Source organism: Vreelandella nanhaiensis (assembly GCF_003990185.1).
Classification (GTDB): domain Bacteria; phylum Pseudomonadota; class Gammaproteobacteria; order Pseudomonadales; family Halomonadaceae; genus Vreelandella; species Vreelandella nanhaiensis.
Genome location: NZ_RZHF01000014.1, coordinates 216,034 through 237,448 on the forward strand (window position 1 = coordinate 216,034; position 21,415 = coordinate 237,448).

The following is a 21,415-nucleotide window of genomic DNA, read 5'->3' on the forward strand; positions in this document are numbered from 1 at the left end:
GGTCATCGCCTTTTAGGGTGTTCCATTAGCCAGGCTGTCAGGCCGATGATCACGGTCCATGCGCCAAAAAGATAGCCTGGCAGCCAGCCAATATTGGAAGAAGGCAAGCGATCAATGATCAACAGCACCGGCGGGCAGAAAAGCACCAGTGCTAGAATCACCAGCGCCAGTAGTCTTTCACGATAGCGCGGGTTTAAAGGCGTCATGAGGCGCTGGCATCCTCACGGTCAAAAGCGTTGGCTTGAAAGCTCAATAGCTGCTCAAGGCTGGTAATGCCCCGCGCTTCAAGACGTGGCAGTAGTGCCAGCCACAGCTCAGCGGTAACGCGAGCGTCTCCCAGGGCGGTATGTCGCATTCCGGAGGGGAGGTTCAGGCAGTAGCGCTTCACCAGGCTATCAAGATCGTGACCATCGAGTGCTTCGTCAAGCGCCCTGGAAATCAGCAGGGTATCCAGAATGGGCATGTCGAATGTAACGCCTTTCTGGCTGATCGCGAGCATATCAAAGGCGGCATTATGAGCGAGTAAAACGGCATCTCCAATATACTCACGAAAGCTCTTCAGGACAGGTTTCAGGGCAGGGGCGTCAGCAACATCCTTATCAGTAATCCCATGAATAGCCGTACTGGCGGGGGATATGGGCTTATGCGGATTGACGTACTCATCGAAGACATCGCTTGCCAATAGACGGGCATTGACGATGCGACATGCGCCAATGCTGATGACGCTATCGCCTTTACGTAGCTCCAGGCCAGTCGTTTCCGTATCAAAAATCACCAGCTCAAGGCTACGTAAAGGGCAGTTAGCCAAGGCCGTGTCCGGTGAGGGCAGATCTGCTATGCCAAAATCATGGAATTCAGGCCGTGGGGTGACTGTTCGGGGCGCATCAAACTGCTCAGCAAAAGGCAGGGGCAAGCGCAGGCGAGCGTGCTGATCATCAGCGTCCTGAATGCTCCAAACGTCACTGGCATGCTGGCGTAACACGTCTGCAACGATTGGGCTTAGTGGCAATGTGGTCAGCGGCTGATGACGCCAGACGGCAAGCTCGCGCTCGGGTATCGGCTTGCCTTTCCAGATCAGATCAAGATAGACATGCTTATGGCCAAGGGAGGCTTCGCCCTCAAATAGACTGCCTGCCATATAGTGGCTCAGGTGTTTAACCAGCGAACTGAACAGGGCCATGAGCGCCGGGGCATCGCCCTTGAACCAGACAGGCATTCCAATGGGGGTAATCAGACGATGGGCCGGGTCTAGGTGATCGTCCAGCGTATGCCAAAAGTCATTGGACCAGATAGAAGTAAGTCGCTCACCTTGCTGCTGTACCGTTTCAATCAGTTCGCCAATCCGGGCCACTGCCTCGCTCAGCGCGATACTTTCTTCACGGGCTACCTGTTCCAAACGGTGGCCCAGCGAGCCACTTTCGTAATCGTGTTGGCGCAACTTTCCCAATGCATCCGTAGCGGTTACCAGGCTTGCCGTATGCTGGCGCAGCGGGGTGAGCATTTGAGCAAGCTCTGCGCGAACTCCTCTTTCGTTTGACCAGGCAGCTGTTGCATCGCTACAGGTAATCAGCGTTTCGTCATGGCTTTCAGGCACACGGCGGATGATGACTTTTAACCAACGATTATCACAAGGTATCAACAGCTCACGATGGGTGCCATCAGCGGGTAGCTTGCTAAGGGGTTGCTGCAAGCTCGCAAGCGGAAATAGCGCTTCCAGCCGCTTACCCAGGCCCAAGCTCGGCGTGCCCGAAAAAAACTGCTCAGCTGCCTGATTAAAGAGCATTAAACGGCGATGTTTATCGTAGAGCAGCAGCGGTACTTCAAGCACCTGAAGCAGTGCTTCAAGCTCTCGACGAATCCGTGTTGCACTTCTGGCGCCGTCGGCATGAGCCTTCTGTAAACGACGACGATCAGTTCGCCAACTATCTTCAACACGGCGCAAATCCGGGCCCAAGCCCTTGAGCCAACCTTGCGGGGGAGAGGTGTTTTCCGCTTCGGGGTTAGCCACCAGCCTGGCAAGCTGCGCCTGTAGCTGGCGCAGGGGGGTGAACAGCATGCGCTCAAACAGCAGGCCCATGCAAAACAGGGTAACGCCACCCGAAAAGCAACCCAGCCAAAGCAGCGCCCGGTAGCTGCCGGCTATGGCAAGCTGACTCTCAAGCCATACAGCAAACAGGGCCCCGCCTAAGAGGCTTATGCCGCTCAACAGCAGCCAGGCACCGATCAGGCGCTGTCGCTTGGGCAACCCTTTAGGGCTCATGAGGCTTTCTCACCCAAAAGGGCATGCACTTGATCGACAAGTGCCTGGGTGGAAAAAGGCTTGGTAATATAGGCATCCGCGCCGAGGGCTGCGCCTTTTTCGCGCTCAACCTCTCGGCCATGGGCGGTCAGCATAATGACGGGCAAATGCGCGGTCGAAGGTCGGTTGCGCAGGGCCTCCAACACGTCAAATCCGCTTATGCCGGGCAGGCTGATATCCAGTAATAGGATATCAGGCGCATGGGCCGCCACACTCTCAAGTGCCTGTTCGCCATTGGCAGCGCTAGTGACGCTAAAGCCCGCCTGCTCCATCAGAAACTCAATCGATAGCACAATATTCGGTTCATCATCGACTACCAGCACGTTTGCCATCGAGCCCACCTAATGGGTTGTTATTTAAAAAGCCTACATATCTAGGAGTGTAGATAGCCAAGCCGGACGGGCCAAGACGACCTTGGCCGAATAGAAAACGGGTGGAGATGCCAGCTTACGACTTTTGGGTGAAGGGCAGGGTTTAAAGAGATTTAGACATAGACGTAAGGGCGAAGCCGTACCAACATATACACAGAAACGCCTATACGTGCCTTGGTTTTAATAAACAACAACAATCATTACCAAAGGAGCCGCGCATATGAGTGCTGTTATCCTGCTATTAATCGGACTTGGGGCAATGGCTTTAGGATACTTTTTGTATTCGAAATTTATTGCTCAAAAGATCTATCAGTTGGACCCTGATTTCAAAACCCCTGCTCATGAATTTGAAGACGGTATCGATTATGTGCCTACCAACCGCTTTGTGCTATGGGGGCATCACTTCACCTCGGTTGCCGGGGCAGCACCCATAGTAGGGCCGGCCATTGCTGTGATATGGGGCTGGGCGCCTGCATTTTTATGGGTTGTATTCGGCACCATTTTTTTTGCCGGGGTACACGATTTTGGCGCTATTTGGGCCAGCGTACGCAATAAGGCCAAATCGGTAGGCGCCTTAACGGGCGATGTGGTGGGCAAGCGAGCACGCAGTATCTTTATGATCGTGATCTTCCTTGTGCTGCTCATGGTCAATGCCGTATTTGCCGTGGTGATTGCCGGGTTGATGATGAATTTCCCCAGTGCGGTGGTGCCTGTTTGGGGAGCAATTTTTGTGGCGCTCATCATTGGCCAGATGATTTATCGGCGAGTGCTTAGCTTGCCGATGGTATCTGTCCTGGGCGTTATCGCCCTCTATGCATTGATTGGCATTGGTCCCATGGTGCCCATTCAAATGCCTGCCGAAGTTGCCGGGATGTCCGGTAACGCTATCTGGATCCTGATTCTCTTTGGCTATGCGGCTATTGCTTCACTTTTACCGGTATGGATGCTGCTACAGCCGCGAGACTACATAAATGGTTTACAGCTATTTATCGGCCTGCTCATTCTCTATGGGGCGTTGGTACTGCTTAACCCAACGCTGGTCGCGCCTGCCTTTAACAGCAACGTTCCTGCCGGCACGCCCTCCATGATTCCACTGCTTTTTGTAACCATTGCCTGCGGGGCAATATCAGGCTTCCACGGGCTGGTATCTTCAGGCACCACTTCCAAACAGCTTAATAAAGAAACCGACGCGCGGTTTGTGGGCTACTTTGGCGCGGTAGGCGAAGGCATGCTGGCGCTAGCGGCTATTTTGGCCGCGACGGCAGGGTTTGCAACATTTGGCGATTGGCAGACCATGTACAGCGCCTTTGGCCAGGGTGGGGTTAACGCGTTTGTGGAAGGCGGGGCGTTTATTATTCATAACGGCCTTGGTCTACCCGAAGCCACTGCAGCGACGCTCCTAACCGTAATGGCCGCGCTGTTTGCGGGTACTACCATGGATACCGGGCTTCGTTTGCAGCGCTATATCTTCCAGGAATGGGGGGATATCTATAACCAGCAATGGATGAAAAAGCCATCACTTGCAACCGCACTGGCGGTCGGTACCTGCCTTTTACTGGCGTTTGGGGCAGGTGGTGCGAATGGCTCCGGTGGCTTGATTATCTGGCCGCTGTTTGGCACCACCAACCAGCTGCTTGCCGGATTAACGCTCTTGGTCATTACCGTTATGCTGGTACGCCTGCGGCGTCCCATGTGGTACACCTTGGCGCCTCTGTGCTTCTTATTGGTCATGACCATCCTGGCGCTTCTTATCCAGCTGCGCACCTTCTGGAATCAGGGCAATATGTTCTTGTTAGTGCTGGATATCGTGGTGCTGATGGCGGCCATTTTGGTCGCAATGGAATGTGCCGCAGCACTTAAGCGTTCGCGCGCCGAAATGGCGGCCCAGGGCGACTAAACAAGAGGGCATCAGAATGCGCGATGACTCGACTAAAGCGCCGTCATCCAAGCGCGATCCGTTACGGGCCTGGCTGAGGCAGGCCCGTTTTTTCACTGAAGAGGTCTACAGCGCGCGTTACCGTGGGGCCATTGCACGGGCGCGCCGTGATGAAGATGACTTGTTCATGCTGTTGGTCTTTTCAGAAATGATGGGGATACCTAACCCCGCAGCCTATTATACGCTGGAGCTTCAGCCACTGCTGCTTGAGCGTTTTCACGATTGGCATACGCGAATGGGCATGGAACATTCGCCACTGGACCATTTCCGTTGCTGCTAATGTGTCATTTCCAGGCCTATAAACTCCAAGATAAATAAGCTCATAGGTAGCCTATGCAATCAGTTCTCAACCGCCGCCTACTATGGGTAGGCGGCAAGGGCGGCGTGGGTAAAACAACTGTCGCGGCCTCTTTAGCGATTCTCGCGGCCAAGAGAAATATGCGCGTACTGGTCGTTTCAACCGACCCCGCACACAGCTTGGGCGATGTGTTTGACCGTACGCTGGGGGATACGCCGCGCCGCTTGCTGCCGAACCTGGATGCCATGGAAATTGATCCCGATGAGGAGGTCGAAACCCATTTAAGCCGGGTGACCCAGCAAATGCGCCGCTTCGCCGCGCCTGAAATGATGCAGGAGCTAGAGCGGCAAATGCGTCTGACGCGTCAATCCCCCGGCACTCAGGAGGCAGCGCTGCTTGAGAGGCTGGCTCGGCTGATTCTGGATGACGATGCACCGTATGACCTGGTGATTATCGATACGGCACCCACCGGGCATACGTTGCGTCTTCTAACCCTACCCGAAGCCATGGCGGCCTGGACTGATGGCCTGCTGGCACACAACCGAAAATCGGCTGAATTAAGCGGTGTGCTTAAGCATCTCACTCCATCGCGAGGGCAGGATGTCGCCACTCCCTTTGATAACCCCACGGAAGATGCGCTTTCCGGTCTGGATGAGCGTACCCGCGAGATAGCCGAAACACTCATCAACCGTCGGCGGCTATTTCATCAGGCTCGGCGTCGTATAGAGGATGCCAAGGCGTGCAGCTTTTTATTTGTCATGACTCCAGAGCGGCTGCCCATACTCGAGACACAGCGGGCCGTCAGCGCCTTGGAAGACGTCAATATTAACGTGGCGGGAGTGCTGATTAACCGGGTGATACCCAAGGAAGCGGATGGTGCCTTCATGCAGGCACGACGCGCGCAGGAGGCCACCTATCTTGAACGTATTGATACGCTGTTCAAACACCTTCCCCGGCCCACGTTGCCTTGGCTGGCGACCGATGTGCAAGGGATCGACGTGCTAGAATCGCTGGCTGATAAGCTGGAACACCAGGGTTTTTAATACAAGGGTTTTAATGCACGTTTTATTACTTTCAGCGTATGAAGCGGTTAGCCACCGTTACTGGGCAGATAGCCTGATGACCAATATGCAAGGGGTAAGCTGGCAGGCGTTAAGCCTGCCGCCACGCCATTTTGCCTGGCGAATTCGCGGTAACCCGCTTAGCTGGTGGCTAAAAGAACATGAGACGCTCAGCCAGTCCTATGATGTGTTGCTGGCAACCTCTATGGTGGATTTAGCGACCTTGATCGGGCTTTTCCCTCATTTGGGCCGAGCAAAAAAGATCGTCTATTTTCACGAAAACCAGTTTGCCTATCCGGAATCAAGCGACCAGATGCCTCAAGTAGAGGCCAAGATGGTCAATATATACGCAGCGCTTGCCGCCGATACCCTGGTCTTCAATACTGCCTATAATCGCGATTCGTTTTTTGACGGGGTACGGACATTCCTGAAAAAGATGCCGGAGAACCTGCCGGTGGCAAAACCGCTTGAAGTGCTGCGCGAGCGTGCTCACGTATTGCCGGTACCGCTTGGCCCTTTAAATCGTGCGTTTGTTAGCCGGCCCAATCCGCGGCGTATTGTATGGAACCACCGATGGGAGTATGACAAAAACCCAGAAGACTTTTTTAACGTTTTGATCGATCTGAGTGAGCAGGGCGTGGAGTTTGAGCTGGCCGTGCTCGGGCAGCGTTTTCGCAAGGTACCGGCCATTTTTGAGATAGCCCAGGAGAAGCTGGCCGCGCACATCGTGGCCTGGGGCCCACAGCCAGAAACTGAGTATCGTGAACTGCTGGCCACTGCCGGTATCGTGGTATCGACCACTTGGCACGAGTTTCAGGGCTTGGCGATTATGGAAGCCGCCCAACGGGGCGCCTTGCCATTGGTGCCGGACAGGCTCTGCTTTCCGGAGCTTTATCCCGCTGAATACCGCTTTAACGGTACCCCGGAAGGACTTTATCAACGCTTATATGCATGGCTGAATGCCCCTGAATCACGCCCAAGCCGGCTGGATACGGCCGATTGGGAGTGGCCCGCTTGGCGGACAGCCTATCAAGGCCTTTTCACTCACGGCTGACCCGTGGTGAGTTTACTCAGCGTGTGGAAATAGCGTCCAGACGCCGAGTAGGCCAGTGCACCACGGCCGTGTGGCAACGCATTTTTTGTGAAAGGGCCGGGTGCTCACGGCGTATGACGCCTTCGGCAAACTCAGATAAGAAGCGCGATTTCAGCACTGCTCGAGCCCGGTCAACGCCGCTGTGATGGTAAGGCGTGGAGGCAAGTAGCATAAAGCCATCATCAGGTATGCGCCCGGCCTGCATATTAGCCTCGATAATTGCTGCAGCGGTCCCGATAGGCTCGGCTAGATCAGGGCCGTAGGGGCCGATAATCAGTGCAGTATTAGGTACGTGAAGGAAGTCGAATCCGCGGCCAATACAGATTGCCCACTCGCGATGCTCGATATCCAGTGTTCGTTTGACGCCTTGCAATTCACTCACGTGCGCCAGGTTGCCTTCCAGCAAGGGAAGCAAGTCGCGGCGCATATCTGCGGGCATGTCGGAGCAGACGGTTTGTAATTGCGCGCTCAGCGAGTCCGAGGGCTTTCCCACCCATTGGCGTATATCCAATAACGCGTCGTTCTGGCCATGAAGTATCAGTGCATCGCTGTCTGTTTCAAACCCGCAAACCAGCGGATATACCTGCTGATGGTCTTCGCCAAATAGCTCACCGGCCTGCAGGGCAATGGCATGGGCATGCGCCTTGGCAGCCTGGGTATCACAGGCGAAGCCGGCACACCCCCGCGCCGGGTTGCCTTGGGAGAAGTGATAGGTAATCAGCAGTAACGTGCCCCGCCCGGCATTCGTGGCGCTCATCACCGTGTCAGTTAACAGCTCTCCCAGATACGGCCAGCCCAAATCGAAAATTCCGCCCAAATTACGAAACGGCGTGATAATGCCCAAAGGTGTGCGGGTAGCATAGGGGATATGGATACGCCCATCCATGCACTTCATGACCACAATGGACGTTGGGTGCTGCGCCAGGTAACGCTGACGCGAAAGCCAGGCGCCGGGACTGCAAAAGTGTTCGGCATGCTGACGTGATAGCGCTAACAATGCATCAATGCGCTGCTCAATGGGCTGGTTGTGCAGCAGAGTAGCAGGCATCGGCATGGGGGCATCCTAATTGAAAAGCAGACTACGCAAGTTCGGTTTTATCGGGGAACTCACACAGGTCTTCGATTATACAGCTTCCGCAACGGGGCTTGCGCGCGATACACGTATACCGGCCGTGAAGTATCAACCAGTGATGGGCGTCCTGCCTGAAGCCCTTGGGTACATGGCGTATCAGCTTTTGCTCTACCTCGACGACATTCTTACCCTTGGCAATGCCAGTACGGTTTGAAACGCGAAAGATATGCGTGTCTACCGCAATAGTCGGCTGACCGAACGCCGTATTAAGAATCACGTTGGCGGTTTTACGCCCAACACCGGGTAGGGCTTCTAACGCGCTACGCGTTTTCGGAACCTCGCCTGCATGCTGATTAACCAGAATATGGCAGGTCTTCATCAGATTTTCAGCCTTGGTATTATAGAGGCCGATCGTTTTGATATGCGCTTTAAGACCATCTATACCCAGATCGATAATTGCCTGGGGCGTATTGGCAACGGGATAGAGCCGCGCGGTAGCCTTGTTGACACCCACGTCGGTTGCTTGTGCGGAGAGTAAAACCGCTGCCAGCAGCTCGAAAGGCGTGCTCCAGTTGAGTTCAGTGGTAGGGTGAGGATCCGCTGCCTGCAGGCGAGCAAAAATTTCATGGCGCTTTTGGGCATTCATAGCGTGTCTCTACGGTTACTTGATAATACCGGTGACCCGGACGCGACGATCTGTACGCGGTGCAGCCGCCGCAGGCAGGGTGCGCGTGGCGCTGCGCTGATCCATCACGTTTTTTAGTGCAATCAGCATACCGGCAACGAAAAAGGCCCCGGGTGGAAGAACAAAAAACAGAAACTGATAATTCTCTACCAGGGTAAGCTGCCAATTGGCCGCAATAGGGCCAAACAGCAGCGCCATATCGCTGAACAGCGTGCCTTGTCCAAGTAGCTCACGTATCCCGCCAAGAACGACCAGCACGCTACCAAAGCCAATACCCATCATCAGGCCATCGAGCGCGGCAAGCCCTACCGGTTGACGAGAGGCAAACGCATCGGCGCGGCCTAGAATGGCGCAGTTGGTCACAATTAGCGGAATAAAAATGCCCAGGAGTTGATAAAGAGGGTAAGCATAGGCGGCCATCAATAGCTCGGCACAGGTTACAAAGGCAGCGATGATCATGACAAAGGCAGGGAGCCGTACGGCGCTGGAAACCTGATGACGTACCAGCGATACGGCGGTGCTTGAGCCAACCATGACAAACAACGTGGCAATGGCAAGGCCCAGGGAGTTCACTACGGTGGTGCTCACCGCGAGCAGAGGGCACAGGCCCAGCAGCTGCACTAGCGCTGGGTTGTTACTCCATAGGCCTTGTCGGGTTAGCGTATGCCACTGGCTCATGGGGATGGCTCCTCTGCGTTGAAAAGAAGCGGAGTCTGCGCGGCGTACTCCAAGGCGTCATGAATGGCATTAATAACCGCGCGCGGGGTAATCGTGGCGCCGGTAAAACCGTCAAACTGGCCGCCATCTTTCTTGACGCCCCAGGCGCCGGGTGGCAGCTCCTCTAGGCGTAGTCCATTAAAGCGGGTAATCCAGTCGCTGCGCCGGGCTTCAATCTTGTCACCAAGCCCAGGGGTCTCCTGGTGATAAGTAACGCGTACGCCGCTAATGCGCTGCTGCTCATCAATGCCGACGAGTAAATCTATCTCACCGCTGTAGCCCTGGTGGGTAATGACCGGCAGGATGACGGCGCGATGCTTGTCGCTGCTAATGCGCCAGCCGATGGCGTTTCCACGGTGGCCGAGGGCTGTAGGCTCCGGTAGCTCAAAGGTGCTATCCAGCAGTTGGGAAATGGGGATGTTAGCTAATGCGGGCGGCAGCACCGCCTGTAGCTGACGGTGCTGGTAAGCTTCGCGGTGCTCATTGATACGCTCTGCCGTAAACGCGCGGGTCAGCGCAACACTGCCCGCCGTTATCAATGCAAAGACCCCTAACGTTAGCGCTCCGCGCCGCATGGCGCTCATGGCTGTCATCGTGGTGCTCCAGCCGTGCCTTTGGAATGGCCGACCGGGCGGGGCACCGTATACAAATCAATCAGCGGTACGCACAGATTCATCAACAGTACAGCAAAGGCTACGGCATCCGGGTACCCACCCAGGTTGCGGATCACGATAATCAATACGCCAATGCCTACTCCATAAAGCAGTTTGCCTCGCCGACTGGTTGCGGCGGACACGGGGTCGGTCGCAATGAAGAAAGCCCCAAACAGCGTAGCGCCGGTTAATAGATGAAAAACGGGCGATGCAAACTCATCGGCGTCAGCCATGTAAAACAGCGTGGCCATTATCAGCAGGCTACCCAGCAGCGCCGCAGGGATATGCCAACTAATGATACGTTTAAACAGAAGCAGAACGCCCCCGGCCAGCCAGGCAAGGCTGATAAAACGCCAGGCTTCCAGCGTGCCATCAGCAAGCGTGCCGCTTGCCCAGAACTGATAGGCAGATAAGCCCTGCGCTTTTTGTTTAAAGGCATCCAGCGGCGTTGCCCCGCTTAGTGTATCGATATCTGCTATAGGCAAGGCGCCCATGATTTGCGGCCAGAGCGTATCGCTTATCAAAGGTTGGGGCGGTGCCCAAAGTGTCATGTAGGTGGGAAACGAGACGAGTAAAAGGGCATAGCCCACCATGGCGGGATTAAAGGGATTATGCCCAAGGCCGCCATAAAGCTGCTTGGCAATCACTACGGCGGCAATCATTCCCACGCCGATGAGCCACCAGGGGCTCGCTGGCGGCAACGAGGCGCCCAATAGCACGCCGGTGAGCAGGGCGCTTGAGTCATTCAAGGCAGGCACAATGGGATGCTTTCGAAGGTAAAGCACGCCGCTTTCAAGCAACACTCCAAACGCGGCTGCCAGGACAATATTGCTCAGCACGCCCAGGCCAAAGCAGTAGGTCATTGCGATTATGCCGGGCAGCGTGGCTACTATTACCCAGCGCATTAACGAAGCGGTGGGTGGCGCAGTAGTGCCAGCCGAAGGGGCGTCGTTGACATGTGAGGCGTGCAGCATGCTCATGGAGAGTCCTCGGTCGATATCTGTGCATTTTCACGCGCCTGCGCAAGCTGTAAATCGGCCACTTTAAGGTTTTCCCGGGCGGTCGCCAGCTGCGTTTCCAGATCTTCATGAGACTCATGGGGTGCCTGCTGCGCCTCGCGGGCGAGCACTTTTTCCGCTTTTCTAACCGCTGCCTTGGCCGCCGATTGCGCAATGCGCAGGCTACGCAGATCGGCCTGGGGATTGGCTGATGGCATGGTACTTGGTGCTGGGTGAGCCGCCGCGTCCGCCCGGTTATTGGATATGGACGGTTTTGTCTGGGCGAGTCTGGCATGACGACGCGCCTGCTTTTCCGCCTCTTCTCTGGCCAGGCGCGCCTGACGAAACTCAAAACGGTGTTTGGCATGTTCTGCCTTGGCCGTCTCTATTTGCTGGTAGCGCAGACGGCTTTTGGCTTCACGGTAATCCTCGACCAAAGGAATATGGCTTGGACAAACGTAGCTGCAGGCACCGCACTCAATACAATCAAAAAGATGATAACGCTCCAACTTGTCATCTTCCTGAGCGCGGGCATACCAGTGCAACTGCTGTGGGAGTAACTGCACAGGGCATACGCTTTCACATGCACCGCAGCGAATGCAGGGCGCCTCTTGTGGCCCAGACGGAAGCTCTGCGTGAGTCGCGGCAATCAGGCAGTTTGTGGTTTTAACAACCGGCCTTTTGAGCGTATCCAGCGTCTCGCCCATCATTGGGCCACCTTGAATAACACTGCTTAGTCTGTCGGTATCAAGGCCAGCATGCGTTAGAAGCGTTTCAATAGATGTTCCCAGTCGCACCCAGTAGTTGCCTGGGCGCGCAATGGCGTCGCCTGTTAACGTCACTATCCGCTCAACCAGCGGCTGGCCGGCCCGCACGGCATTCAATGCTGCCAATAGCGTACCAGGGTTATGACACAGCGCCCCCACATCCGCCGGCAGTCCTTGGCTCGGCACTGTCCGGTTTAGAAGCGTTTTAATCAGCAGTTTCTCGCTGCCGCTTGGGTATCGGGTAGGGATGACGGTAAGCGTTACGCTAACCGGCTGGCTTCTGCCAACCGCCTGCGTAAGCGCCGCAATGGCTTCGGGTTTGTTGTCCTCGATGCCAATGATGATCTGTTCGGCGCCGCACAAAGAGGCAATTAGCTGAGCGCCTTCGAGGACGTCATCTGGGTAGCGTTGTAGAGTGATATCATCAGCGGTGATATAGGGCTCGCATTCGGCGGCATTGACGATAAGAGTATCAATAGCGTGGCGCGCGATAACGCGTGCTTTCACCGGCGTGGGAAAGCCAGCCCCGCCAAGACCGACAACGCCGCTTTCATCCAGGCGCGCCAGCAAGGTGCCCGCGTCCGTATCGCGCCAGTTAAGCGGGGCAAGCGTGTGCCAGGTGTCCTGTCTGTCGCTTTCAATCTGGATATCATTGCCGCTTATATGCGTAACGGTGCCGCTGATGCTGGCGTGGACGTGAGCGGATATAAGTCCATTACGCTTGGCAATCAAGCTACCCACCTGAACGCTGTCGCCTGGGCTTACACAAGCAACGGCCGGGCGCCCGCTATGCTGACGTAAAGGCAGGCTTACCCGCTCTGGTAATGGCGCTCGTTGTAAAGACGCTTGGCTTGAGCGTACTTTTCTCTCTGGAGGATAGATACCGCCCGGAAAATCAAAAGAGAGTGTCATTCAGCCCCCTGATTAGCCGGGGTGCGATCGCTGGCAAACACGCTGGCCGCAGGCGATATCACCGGCTGCCAGTGGGTAAGCGGAGTGCTTCTGGGTAACATATCAATACAGTCCACCGGGCAGGGCTCAATGCATAGATCACAGCCCGTGCATTCATCCTCAATAACGGTATGCATCTGCTTGGCGGCGCCGATAATCGCATCAACCGGGCACGCCTGAATGCATTTGGTACAGCCAATGCACTCAGCCTCGCGAATAAAGGCCACCTGGAGTGCCTCTGGCGCTTTGCCATCGAGAGGCGCAGGTTCGCGGCCCAGCAAATCGGCCAGTGCCTGTATGGTTGCTTCACCGCCGGGCGGGCACTTGTTGAGTGCACCACCTTCGTTAATTGCCTCGGCATAAGGGCGGCAGCCGGGGTAGCCGCATTGGCCGCATTGGGTTTGCGGAAGCAGCGCATCAATCTGTTCAACCAGAGGATGCTCATCACTTTTGAAACGTTCACTCACCGCGCCTAACAAGGCACCAAAACCAACGCCCAAACCGGTAAGAATACCAACGGCACTGGCAATGCCCCAGAGGGAAACAGCATCACTCATGGTATTGAATCACCCCTGGGTTAAGCCGGAAAAACCGAGAAAAGCGAGCGACATCAAACTGGCCGTTACCATGGCTATGGCGGCACCCTTAAAGGGTTTAGGCACATTTGCACCGGCCAGGCGCTCACGCATAGCGGCAAAGAGGATCAGAATCAGTGAAAACCCCAAGGCGGCTCCTAGGCCATAAAGCGTGGTATGAAAAAAACTCAGCTCACGGTTGAGTGAAAGTAGCGCTACTCCAAGCACTGCACAGTTAGTGGTAATCAAGGGCAGGAAAATACCCAGTACCTGATGCAAAAGCGGGCTTAAATGGCGCACCATGATTTCTGTAAACTGGACGACCGCTGCAATCACGACAATAAAGCTGATGGTACGCAAGTAGGTGACGTCCAGCGGAACCAGCAGGCCGTAATACACCACGTAGCTTGCTGCTGACGCGAGGGTAAGAACGAAGGTAGTCGCTAGTGACATGCCCATCGCCGATTCCAGCTTATTGGATACCCCCATAAAAGGGCACAGACCTAAAAACTGTACTAATACAAAATTATTGACCAGCGCTGTGCTGATCAAAATGATAAATAATTCGCTCATAGCGGTGTATCGTGCGTGTGAACTGAAGTGTTGGCAATGGAGGGTGTAAAGGCAATTACCTGATGACGCCCCGCCGCCTTGGCGCTGTACAGAGCCTGGTCGGCAGTGCTCATCAAAGTCGAAGGCGAAATATCAATGCCTTCATCAAGCGAACCGATACCTACGCTAATTGTAACATAGGGCGCGACCGGGGAGGCCAAGTGAGGAAATGCTAAGGCATACACTGTTTCATGCAGCAATTGACCAATATGTTTTGCATGTTGTGCGGAGGTATCGGGAAGCAATGCACTGAATTCTTCACCACCGGTTCGGGCAATTAAAAAATCATGCGCGGTAGCAACGCTTTGTAACGCCTGGGCGACCTGTCGTAAGCACTCATCGCCTTTTTGATGCCCGTAATGATCATTAAACAGTTTGAAATGATCGATATCCAGCATCATTACAGCTAACGGCTGAGAAGACGCCTCCATTTCATGAATAGCTGCTTGTAGGCGTTGGTCGAATAGTCGCCGGTTGGGCAGGCCGGTCAATGAATCATGCGTAGAGAGGTTTAGAAGTTCAGCATTAAGTTTCCGCTGGCGAGTTAGCTGCTGTTCAAAGCTGCGTGCCAACATGCCGATCTCATCATTACGCTGACAAAGCAGTGCTGAATCGAGGCGAGTATCTTCTTCCGAGGCATGCTTTGCAAAAATGGATAGCGCTTTAAGCGGTTTCAAGATAATCCGTTCCATCAGCCAGAGTACAAAGCCAATCACAAACAGCATAAGGCAGGCGGTCCAGATCAATACATAGCGAATGGTATTAAGGCTTGCTAGGTAATGGGTGCGGTTAAGCTGTGTACCTACGGTAATGCTGATAGCGGGGACATTTGTAGGCAGTATGTGCTGAGCATAAATGGTGTCGCCTTTGATAGTGGTTGACGGTGTGGCTTGAGCAGTAAACTGCCGGTCAATGGTGATCGGAAGGCCGGTCACTTCCTCCATTTGGGCCATCCACTTTGTATCCATTAAACGAACCTTGGCAAGCCAGCCTACGCTTGGGCCGCTGCCGTCGGTGCGCACGATAGGCGTTATTACTACCATGGCGGGCGCGCTGACACTGGGCATGAGAAAGCTCTGATGTTGATCAGTGCTTTTTATGGGAACTTGAATACTATCAACATAAGGGACCATCCAGGCGCAGTCATCCACCGCGCGCGTGCAAGTGGCGTAAGCGCCGCTATCGGGCGCAAGGCCTGAAAGGAAGTAGACATCACCGCTGGCATCGAAAAAGGCAATGAGCTGGTAGCGCATTTCTTTCATCATTTCCGGGCTAAAATTGGCCTCGGCATAGCGTGGGTAACGATCCTGAACGAACGCATAGGTATCGTCCCAGTTTGCCCAGTCTCGTGCCTGAGCCAGCAGCTCTTGCTGCGCCAGAGAAATGCTGCGTTCGATACGCTGCAGTTCCTGGTTGATAATACCCCGCTCCTCTTTATGCAGCGCGGGGAAAATAAACCATTTGCTCATAGCACCCAAGGAACATAGGGCGAGGAATAGTACGCCACTTAACGCTACTAGAAATTGAAAACGCAGTGATCGAGTTAAGTGCCGGAGCATAAGCGAGCCTGAACGGGTAATCTTTAGAGGGGCGTTTTGCTTGGAAAAGCATAGAAAAAGGGGGCAGAGTCTAACCAACTCTACCCCCTGGCCGTGCTGAAAGCGCTGGCTACATTACACGTTGACCAGGTTCGGCACCAGCATCGGATGAAAGCAGGTAAATGCCGTCCTTATTGGCCGAGGCAAGTACCATGCCTTCTGAGAGACCAAAGCGCATTTTACGCGGTGCTAGGTTAGCGACCATGACCGTAAGACGTCCTTCCAGTGCCTCAGGTGCGTAAGAGCTGCGAATGCCGGAGAAAACGTTACGGGTTTCACCGCCGATATCCAGCGTCAGCTGGAGCAGCTTGTCGGCGCCTTCCACGTACTGTGCCTTGGTAATGCGAGCAATACGCAGGTCTACTTTGGCAAAATCATCAAAGCTGATTTCATCGGCAATGGGTTCTTCCACCAATGGGCCTTTAGGCACTTCTTTAAGCTTCTGCTCTTCCACTAGGTCTTCCTTTGACGCTTCGATCATGGCATCGATCTTGTCGCGCTCGACACGGGTCATCAGCGGTTTGAATTTTTCAACTTCGTGATTGAACAGCACGTTGTGGCGACTTTCCCAATCAAGCGAGTCGAGGTTCAGGAAGATTCGTGCCTGTTCTGCCATGGCAGGAACCACAGGCGCCAAATAGACCATTAGCTGGCGGAAAAGGTTAATACCCACCGAGCAGATCTCTAGTACCTCTTCGTCGTGCCCATCAAGCTTGGCAAGCGCCCAGGGTTCTTTATCAGCGATATAGGTGTTCGCTTCGTCAGCCAACTCCATGATCTTACGCATGGCCCGGCTAAACTCACGGGCTTCGAAGTCCTCGGCAATATCATCACCAGCGGCGATAAACCGAGCAACCATTTGAGGTTCGGCGCAGTGGGCGGAAAGCGTGCCGCCACCTAGTTTTTTAACAAACCCGGCACAGCGGCTGGCAATATTGACCACTTTACCGACCAAGTCTGAATTAACCCGTGCGGCAAAGTCGTCCAGATTGAGGTCCAGGTCATCCACCTTCGAGGTGAGCTTGGCGGCAAAGTAATAACGCAGGTATTCAGGGTTAAGGTAATCGGCATAGGTAGCGGCCTTGATAAAGGTGCCGCGGGACTTCGACATCTTAGCGCCGTCCACGGTCAGAAACCCGTGGCAGTTAACCGCAGTGGGTGTGCGCAAATCGGCACCATGCAGCATGGCTGGCCAGAAAAGTGCGTGGAAATAAACAATGTCCTTACCAATGAAGTGATAGACCTCAGCACTTGAATCCTTGCGCCAGTAGCTATCGAAATCAATACCTTCACGGTCACACAAATTCTTGAAGCTGGCCAGGTAGCCGATAGGAGCATCCAGCCAGACGTAGAAATACTTGCCCGGCGCATCGGGGATTTCAAACCCGAAGTAGGGCGCATCCCGGGAAATGTCCCACTCGTTGAAACCGGATTCAAACCACTCCATCAGCTTATTGCGGATTTGGGGCTGAACGTGACCGTCGTTGATCCATGCCTGTAGAAATTCGGCAAAGTCAGGCAATTTGAAGAAGTAGTGGGTCGAGCTGCGGACTTCCGGTGTTGCACCGGAAATGGCCGAAACCGGATTGATAAGATCAGCAGGCGTATAGGTAGCGCCGCATTTCTCGCAGTTATCACCGTACTGGTCGCCGGTACCACACTTTGGACAAGTGCCCTTGATGAAACGGTCTGCCAGGAAAAGACCCTTTTGCGGGTCGTACATTTGTTCAATGTCGCGGGTGGCAATATGCCCTTTATCGCGCAGGCGCTTGTAAATCAGCTCGCTAAGATGACGGTTTTCTTCTGAATGGGTGGAGTGATAGTTATCAAATCCCACGCCAAAATGGGCGAAATCCTGCTGATGGTCATGCGATACTCGATCAATCAAGGCTTCTGGTGTAATACCTTCCTGTTCGGCACGTAGCATGATTGCCGTGCCATGGGCGTCATCGGCACACACGTAGTAGCACTGTTGGCCACGGCTTTTCTGAAAACGTACCCAGATATCGGTTTGGATATATTCAAGCAAGTGACCGAGGTGAATAGCTCCATTGGCGTAAGGGAGCGCGCTGGTCACAAGAATTTTGCGCGTGGCAGAGTTGGACATGGTGAATGCTAATTCCAATTGATCGATAACAGTTAAATGGCGAAGTTATCCGGCCTCTGGCCGATGATATAGTTAGGGATGATATAATCAGTAACGAGCGCAAGAGCGGGGCGTCGGCGTTGCATTCGCTAGATTTTCAGCCGTGACTAATAGAGCGCTTGTTCTTCCTGAACGACTTCTTTTAAAAGCTCCAGAAACAGCTTGTCAGCTTCTGAATGCTCGGCAGGGTCTTCAGGGATATGCACGCTGGTAGTGTCTGATATCTCGTTGGCTATTCGAGCCATGGCTGCAGGGCTGCTGCCTTCACTCAACTGCTGACGGGCGATAACCAGCGACTGCTCAAGAATATTGGGGTCTTGGAGCAGCTTGCGTATAAAGCCTCGCAGTTCATTAATAACGCGAGATTTTTGAATTTCTGATGCGGACATAAAATTCTCCTTAACGCCACGCAAGCGGACAGGCGCAAGCGTAGCCTGGCAATGTATTGACCATAGCATTTTTTCGTGCGGCGGGCATGGCTCGTCTAATGCCAGCATGCATCGCTAGATTTTGCACGAAAACTGCTTACGCCCGGCCATGCTGTGTTAAAAATCGGCTAAAAACATTCGCTTAGAATCCGTAAGCTCCGCTTTTCGCCGATTCTTGCCTTGCTTGATCTTCGCTCACCGAGTGCTCGTACAACCAATATGGGTAGTTGATATCATTTAAGCGTTAACCGGCCCGCCTTGTGCTTAACGGGGTTGGCATATTGCAATAGCCAGTAAGGCCGCAAAGCTTCGGGTACGTTCGCAAGGCGTGCCTGAAAGCGCTCTCGATCCTGGCGGGTAATAGTTTTACGCGCTACCAGCTCAGGTGCCTCACCTAGCGCTTCTAATGCTAAGTAGTGGCTTGGATACAAGCGGTAACCGCCAATGACCTGTCGGTCGATTTCGCCAGCCACTTCATCAGGGGTTGCCATGTCCGCGCCAACGGGGGCACCAAAACGCAGTTGAACACGGCCCTTGTCGCCGGTAATGCCTGCTACAATCGAGCGAATATCTTCAAACTCACTTTTAGCGTAGCTGCCTTGTGTCGCCAGATCGTGTAGCTCCTGGGCTTTTTGCACGTCGCAGGGGTCGTATTCATAGCTAACGGATACTGGCACGAGTTGAAGCTCAGCCACTGCGTCGCCAAACACCATATCGCGCTCGGCGTTACGCTTGGCCATAGTCAGCATCTTGATAATGGCAGGATCAGTACGGTCGATACCGTTTTTGGCGCGACCTTCGCGCTGAGCCATCCAGATAGAGTGCTTATCTTCAGTAATCGAGTGACGAATATAGGAAGAAAGCTGCTGATAGGCGGCCAGCATGGCACGCTTGCCACGCGCGCTTCTTGGTACAATAAAGCTTTTATTTAGCCGCATCAGGTCAGTAACGTAGGGCTTTTTAAGTAGGTTATCACCGATGGCAATACGGACCGTATCGCGCCCAGCCTGATAAAGCGCGTAGTTCACAAATGCCGGATCAAGGGATATATCCCGATGGTTGCCAATAAACAGGTAGGCGCTGTTAGGGTCGAGCTTATCAAGTCCCGACACCTCAAACGCATCTGTCGTAGTGCGAATCATGCGCTCCATGTAAGTGGCGATACGCATTTGGAAATCGCGCACCGAGGTAACCCCTTTTACTTCGCGCTGTACGGCATGACTTGCCAGTTTGCGGGCAAGCGATGGCGCCCAGCGGGCCATGCGGGGCAGGCGAAAACGGGTAAGCGCATCCAGTAGCTCGCTATCGCGAGCAAGATGTGCAAGAACATCAGCCACTTCGCTATCCATATAAGGGCGGATGTCCGCCCATGGGTCAGTGGTATTGAGAGCGTTGGGTGCTTCGTTGTGATGAGTCATGCGATCCGTTGGATGATAAGTAAAAAGCGATTCATAGCAGCGAGATCAAAATGTCGGTTGCCTTACGTTTCCGCAGGCGCTTGCGTGTTTTCACCGTCCAGCCACTCTATCAGGCGGACAATATCATCAGATAGCGCTTGAGCCATTAAAATAAAGTCGGTTTCAAGCCGAGCCAGTGCGTCATCACCATCATCGGCATGGTCCGCCTCTTCAATCAGGGCATCGCCAAAACGCAGCGATTTGAGCGCGAGATCGTCATGCAGTACAAAGCTTAGCCGTCCTTCAAGACTCATGGCGAGTTTGCTCGCCTGGCGTCCGCTTTCCAGCAACTGTTGGATTTCATCGCTATCAAGATCCACCTGGCGGGCGCGAAGTACGCCATCGTCGCCCTTGGCCTTGAGCTCTACCTGGTCGCCCAGCTGTAGATCGGCAGGGCGGCTGGCAGGGTCGCCAAGCCAGGTCGTCATGGCACGAATGGGTAGTGTCTGTGATGACAAGGGCGTGGCTTTCAGGCTGCCCAGGGTTTCGCGCAATAGATCCAACACGTCTTCAGCGCGAGTGCGCGAGCTTGCGTTAATACCAATCAGATGACGCCGCGTGTCCCACCAGAGATCGATTTTCTGACTGCGAACAAACGCGCGAGGAAGCAGCTCTTCGGTTATCTGCTCTTTTAACGCGGTTTTCTCTTTGCGCGTTACCTTGCGGCCTTCGCGGGCCTCGATATCGGCAACCTGTTCATCAACCTCTTCTTTGACGACCGAGGCTGGCAGCAGGCGCTCCTGGCGCAGCACCGAAAGAAGCCGGTGGCCTTGAATCTCATGCAGCAGTTGGCCGCCGCCCAGACGACCAGCGGGGGCGGTCCAGCCCAAGCGACGAGCATCCGCCGTGCCCAGCGGTTTGGCTGCATGTGTCTCGAGGGCATCGGCGAGCATTGTGCTGTCAAGCTCGGGGGCGCCATGAAGGCGATATAAATGCAGGTGCTTAAACCACATGTCACCAGTCCTATTAAAAAGGTGGCACATTATGTCGAAAGCGTGGCATTCCTGCCAGCTCCTTACCGGGTATGAGTTTATTGCATGTGTTTTAAACTTGTGTTTGATTTGGTGTGAGGCAGGCTGGTCCGCTATCGTCAGTCAGGCTTTTCTATTTAAAAGGAGATGATATGTCAGCATCGCTTTCCCGTGTTGAATTACGCGTTCGTGGTTATCATTTGGATGGCTACCGCCACGTCAATAACGCTCGCTACCTTGAGTTTATGGAGGAGGGGCGCTGGGCATTTTTTGATGATCACCCTAGGTTAATGAATGAGCTTCATCAGGCAGGTCGCGCGTTTGTGGTCGTCAACCTCAATATCGACTACTGCGCCGCCGCCGGGCACGGCGATGATCTTTACGTACTCACCGGCATGGTAGACGTTGGTGAGCGCAGCGCACTTTGCCACCACAGAATATATCGAAGCGATGGCGTATTGATTGCGCAGGCAGATCTTACCTTTGTGCTACTTGATATGAAGGCCAACAAGGCCATGGCGATCGAAGGGGAGCTTAAAGAGACGCTTGGCCGTCTGGTCGTTACCAGAGAGCAATTTGCGGCTTAATGATCAATGGTGGTGTACCTGGCTGCCCTTGCTGCTGATGCAGTGGTATGATGTAGCAGTATCTGCGCACCGCCTTGTGGTTCTACTAAAAGGCGGTATTTTAAGCGCTTTCAACTCTCGCAGTGCCAATGCAGTGCAAA

Annotated in this window: 21 protein-coding genes; 5 read left to right on the forward strand and 16 right to left on the reverse strand. The window is 54.2% G+C overall.

What is annotated here, in order from left to right; translation table 11 throughout:
* Positions 1-2: 2 nt before the first annotated feature.
* From ELY38_RS09945 to ELY38_RS09955, 3 genes are read right to left on the reverse strand one after another with little or no spacing between them, the layout of a single operon-like run.
* Positions 3-206, reverse strand: coding sequence for a hypothetical protein (locus ELY38_RS09945; protein ID WP_127061829.1), 204 nt, complete (start codon positions 204-206; stop codon positions 3-5).
* Entirely contained in the window at positions 203-2,260 is a 2,058-nt protein-coding gene (locus ELY38_RS09950) for a 3'-5' exonuclease (RefSeq protein WP_127061831.1), read from the reverse strand. The genes ELY38_RS09945 and ELY38_RS09950 overlap by 4 nt, the downstream gene beginning before the upstream one ends.
* On the reverse strand, positions 2,257-2,631 hold the full coding sequence (locus ELY38_RS09955) for a response regulator transcription factor (protein WP_127061833.1): 375 nt from the start codon (positions 2,629-2,631) through the stop codon (positions 2,257-2,259). Before ELY38_RS09955 ends, ELY38_RS09950 begins: the two co-directional genes overlap by 4 nt.
* A gap of 259 nt (positions 2,632-2,890) precedes the next feature.
* On the opposite strand from ELY38_RS09955, the gene ELY38_RS09960 reads away from it, so the two are divergent.
* The 4 genes from ELY38_RS09960 to ELY38_RS09975 are packed head-to-tail and all read left to right on the forward strand — an operon-like array spanning position 2,891 to position 7,019.
* Entirely contained in the window at positions 2,891-4,567 is a 1,677-nt protein-coding gene (locus ELY38_RS09960) for a carbon starvation CstA family protein (RefSeq protein WP_127061835.1), read from the forward strand.
* Between the two features lie 16 nt (positions 4,568-4,583).
* Positions 4,584-4,886: a cory-CC-star protein gene (locus tag ELY38_RS09965; RefSeq protein ID WP_127061837.1), complete on the forward strand. Its 303-nt coding sequence runs from the start codon at positions 4,584-4,586 to the stop codon at positions 4,884-4,886.
* 53 nt (positions 4,887-4,939) lie between these two features.
* Positions 4,940-5,947 (forward strand): ArsA family ATPase, encoded by a 1,008-nt coding sequence (locus ELY38_RS09970; RefSeq protein ID WP_127061839.1) that lies wholly within the window; start codon positions 4,940-4,942, stop codon positions 5,945-5,947.
* Positions 5,948-5,960: 13 nt separating this feature from the next.
* The gene (locus tag ELY38_RS09975; RefSeq protein ID WP_127061841.1) at positions 5,961-7,019 is read left to right on the forward strand and encodes a tRNA-queuosine alpha-mannosyltransferase domain-containing protein; all 1,059 of its coding nucleotides are present in this window, start codon (positions 5,961-5,963) and stop codon (positions 7,017-7,019) included.
* Between the two features lie 16 nt (positions 7,020-7,035).
* Here the strand turns inward: ELY38_RS09975 and ELY38_RS09980 are convergent, their stop codons facing one another.
* The 13 genes from ELY38_RS09980 to ELY38_RS10040 form a co-directional block, all read right to left on the reverse strand.
* The gene (locus tag ELY38_RS09980) at positions 7,036-8,112 is read right to left on the reverse strand and encodes a carboxysome shell carbonic anhydrase domain-containg protein (RefSeq protein ID WP_127061843.1); all 1,077 of its coding nucleotides are present in this window, start codon (positions 8,110-8,112) and stop codon (positions 7,036-7,038) included.
* 25 nt (positions 8,113-8,137) lie between these two features.
* Entirely contained in the window at positions 8,138-8,776 is a 639-nt protein-coding gene (gene nth / locus ELY38_RS09985) for an endonuclease III (RefSeq protein WP_127061845.1), read from the reverse strand.
* 15 nt (positions 8,777-8,791) lie between these two features.
* Positions 8,792-9,493: an electron transport complex subunit E gene (locus ELY38_RS09990; protein ID WP_127061847.1), complete on the reverse strand. Its 702-nt coding sequence runs from the start codon at positions 9,491-9,493 to the stop codon at positions 8,792-8,794.
* The gene (gene rsxG, locus ELY38_RS09995; protein ID WP_127061849.1) at positions 9,490-10,125 is read right to left on the reverse strand and encodes an electron transport complex subunit RsxG; all 636 of its coding nucleotides are present in this window, start codon (positions 10,123-10,125) and stop codon (positions 9,490-9,492) included. Before rsxG ends, ELY38_RS09990 begins: the two co-directional genes overlap by 4 nt.
* Positions 10,122-11,165 (reverse strand): RnfABCDGE type electron transport complex subunit D, encoded by a 1,044-nt coding sequence (locus tag ELY38_RS10000; RefSeq protein ID WP_127061851.1) that lies wholly within the window; start codon positions 11,163-11,165, stop codon positions 10,122-10,124. The genes rsxG and ELY38_RS10000 overlap by 4 nt, the downstream gene beginning before the upstream one ends.
* Positions 11,162-12,862: an electron transport complex subunit RsxC gene (rsxC, locus tag ELY38_RS10005; protein WP_127061853.1), complete on the reverse strand. Its 1,701-nt coding sequence runs from the start codon at positions 12,860-12,862 to the stop codon at positions 11,162-11,164. Before rsxC ends, ELY38_RS10000 begins: the two co-directional genes overlap by 4 nt.
* Entirely contained in the window at positions 12,859-13,458 is a 600-nt protein-coding gene (rsxB, locus tag ELY38_RS10010) for an electron transport complex subunit RsxB (RefSeq protein WP_127061855.1), read from the reverse strand. The genes rsxC and rsxB overlap by 4 nt, the downstream gene beginning before the upstream one ends.
* Before the next feature lie 9 nt (positions 13,459-13,467).
* A complete protein-coding gene (gene rsxA, locus ELY38_RS10015; RefSeq protein ID WP_127061857.1) occupies positions 13,468-14,049 on the reverse strand; it encodes an electron transport complex subunit RsxA in 582 nt (193 codons plus the stop codon).
* Positions 14,046-15,557, reverse strand: a complete 1,512-nt coding sequence (locus ELY38_RS10020) for a sensor domain-containing diguanylate cyclase (RefSeq protein ID WP_127061859.1) — start codon at positions 15,555-15,557, stop codon at positions 14,046-14,048. Before ELY38_RS10020 ends, rsxA begins: the two co-directional genes overlap by 4 nt.
* Positions 15,558-15,756: 199 nt before the next feature.
* Positions 15,757-17,793 carry a methionine--tRNA ligase gene (gene metG, locus ELY38_RS10025; protein ID WP_127061861.1) on the reverse strand — a complete coding sequence of 679 codons (2,037 nt, stop codon included), beginning with the start codon at positions 17,791-17,793 and terminating at the stop codon, positions 15,757-15,759.
* Between the two features lie 146 nt (positions 17,794-17,939).
* The gene (locus ELY38_RS10030) at positions 17,940-18,221 is read right to left on the reverse strand and encodes a hypothetical protein (protein WP_127061863.1); all 282 of its coding nucleotides are present in this window, start codon (positions 18,219-18,221) and stop codon (positions 17,940-17,942) included.
* Positions 18,222-18,493: 272 nt separating this feature from the next.
* Positions 18,494-19,678: a 1-acyl-sn-glycerol-3-phosphate acyltransferase gene (locus ELY38_RS10035; RefSeq protein ID WP_127061865.1), complete on the reverse strand. Its 1,185-nt coding sequence runs from the start codon at positions 19,676-19,678 to the stop codon at positions 18,494-18,496.
* Between the two features lie 62 nt (positions 19,679-19,740).
* Entirely contained in the window at positions 19,741-20,670 is a 930-nt protein-coding gene (locus ELY38_RS10040; protein ID WP_127061867.1) for a recombination-associated protein RdgC, read from the reverse strand.
* Between the two features lie 170 nt (positions 20,671-20,840).
* Between ELY38_RS10040 and ELY38_RS10045 the strand changes: the two genes are divergently transcribed.
* On the forward strand, positions 20,841-21,275 hold the full coding sequence (locus ELY38_RS10045) for an acyl-CoA thioesterase (protein WP_127061869.1): 435 nt from the start codon (positions 20,841-20,843) through the stop codon (positions 21,273-21,275).
* The last annotated feature ends 140 nt before the right edge of the window (positions 21,276-21,415 follow it).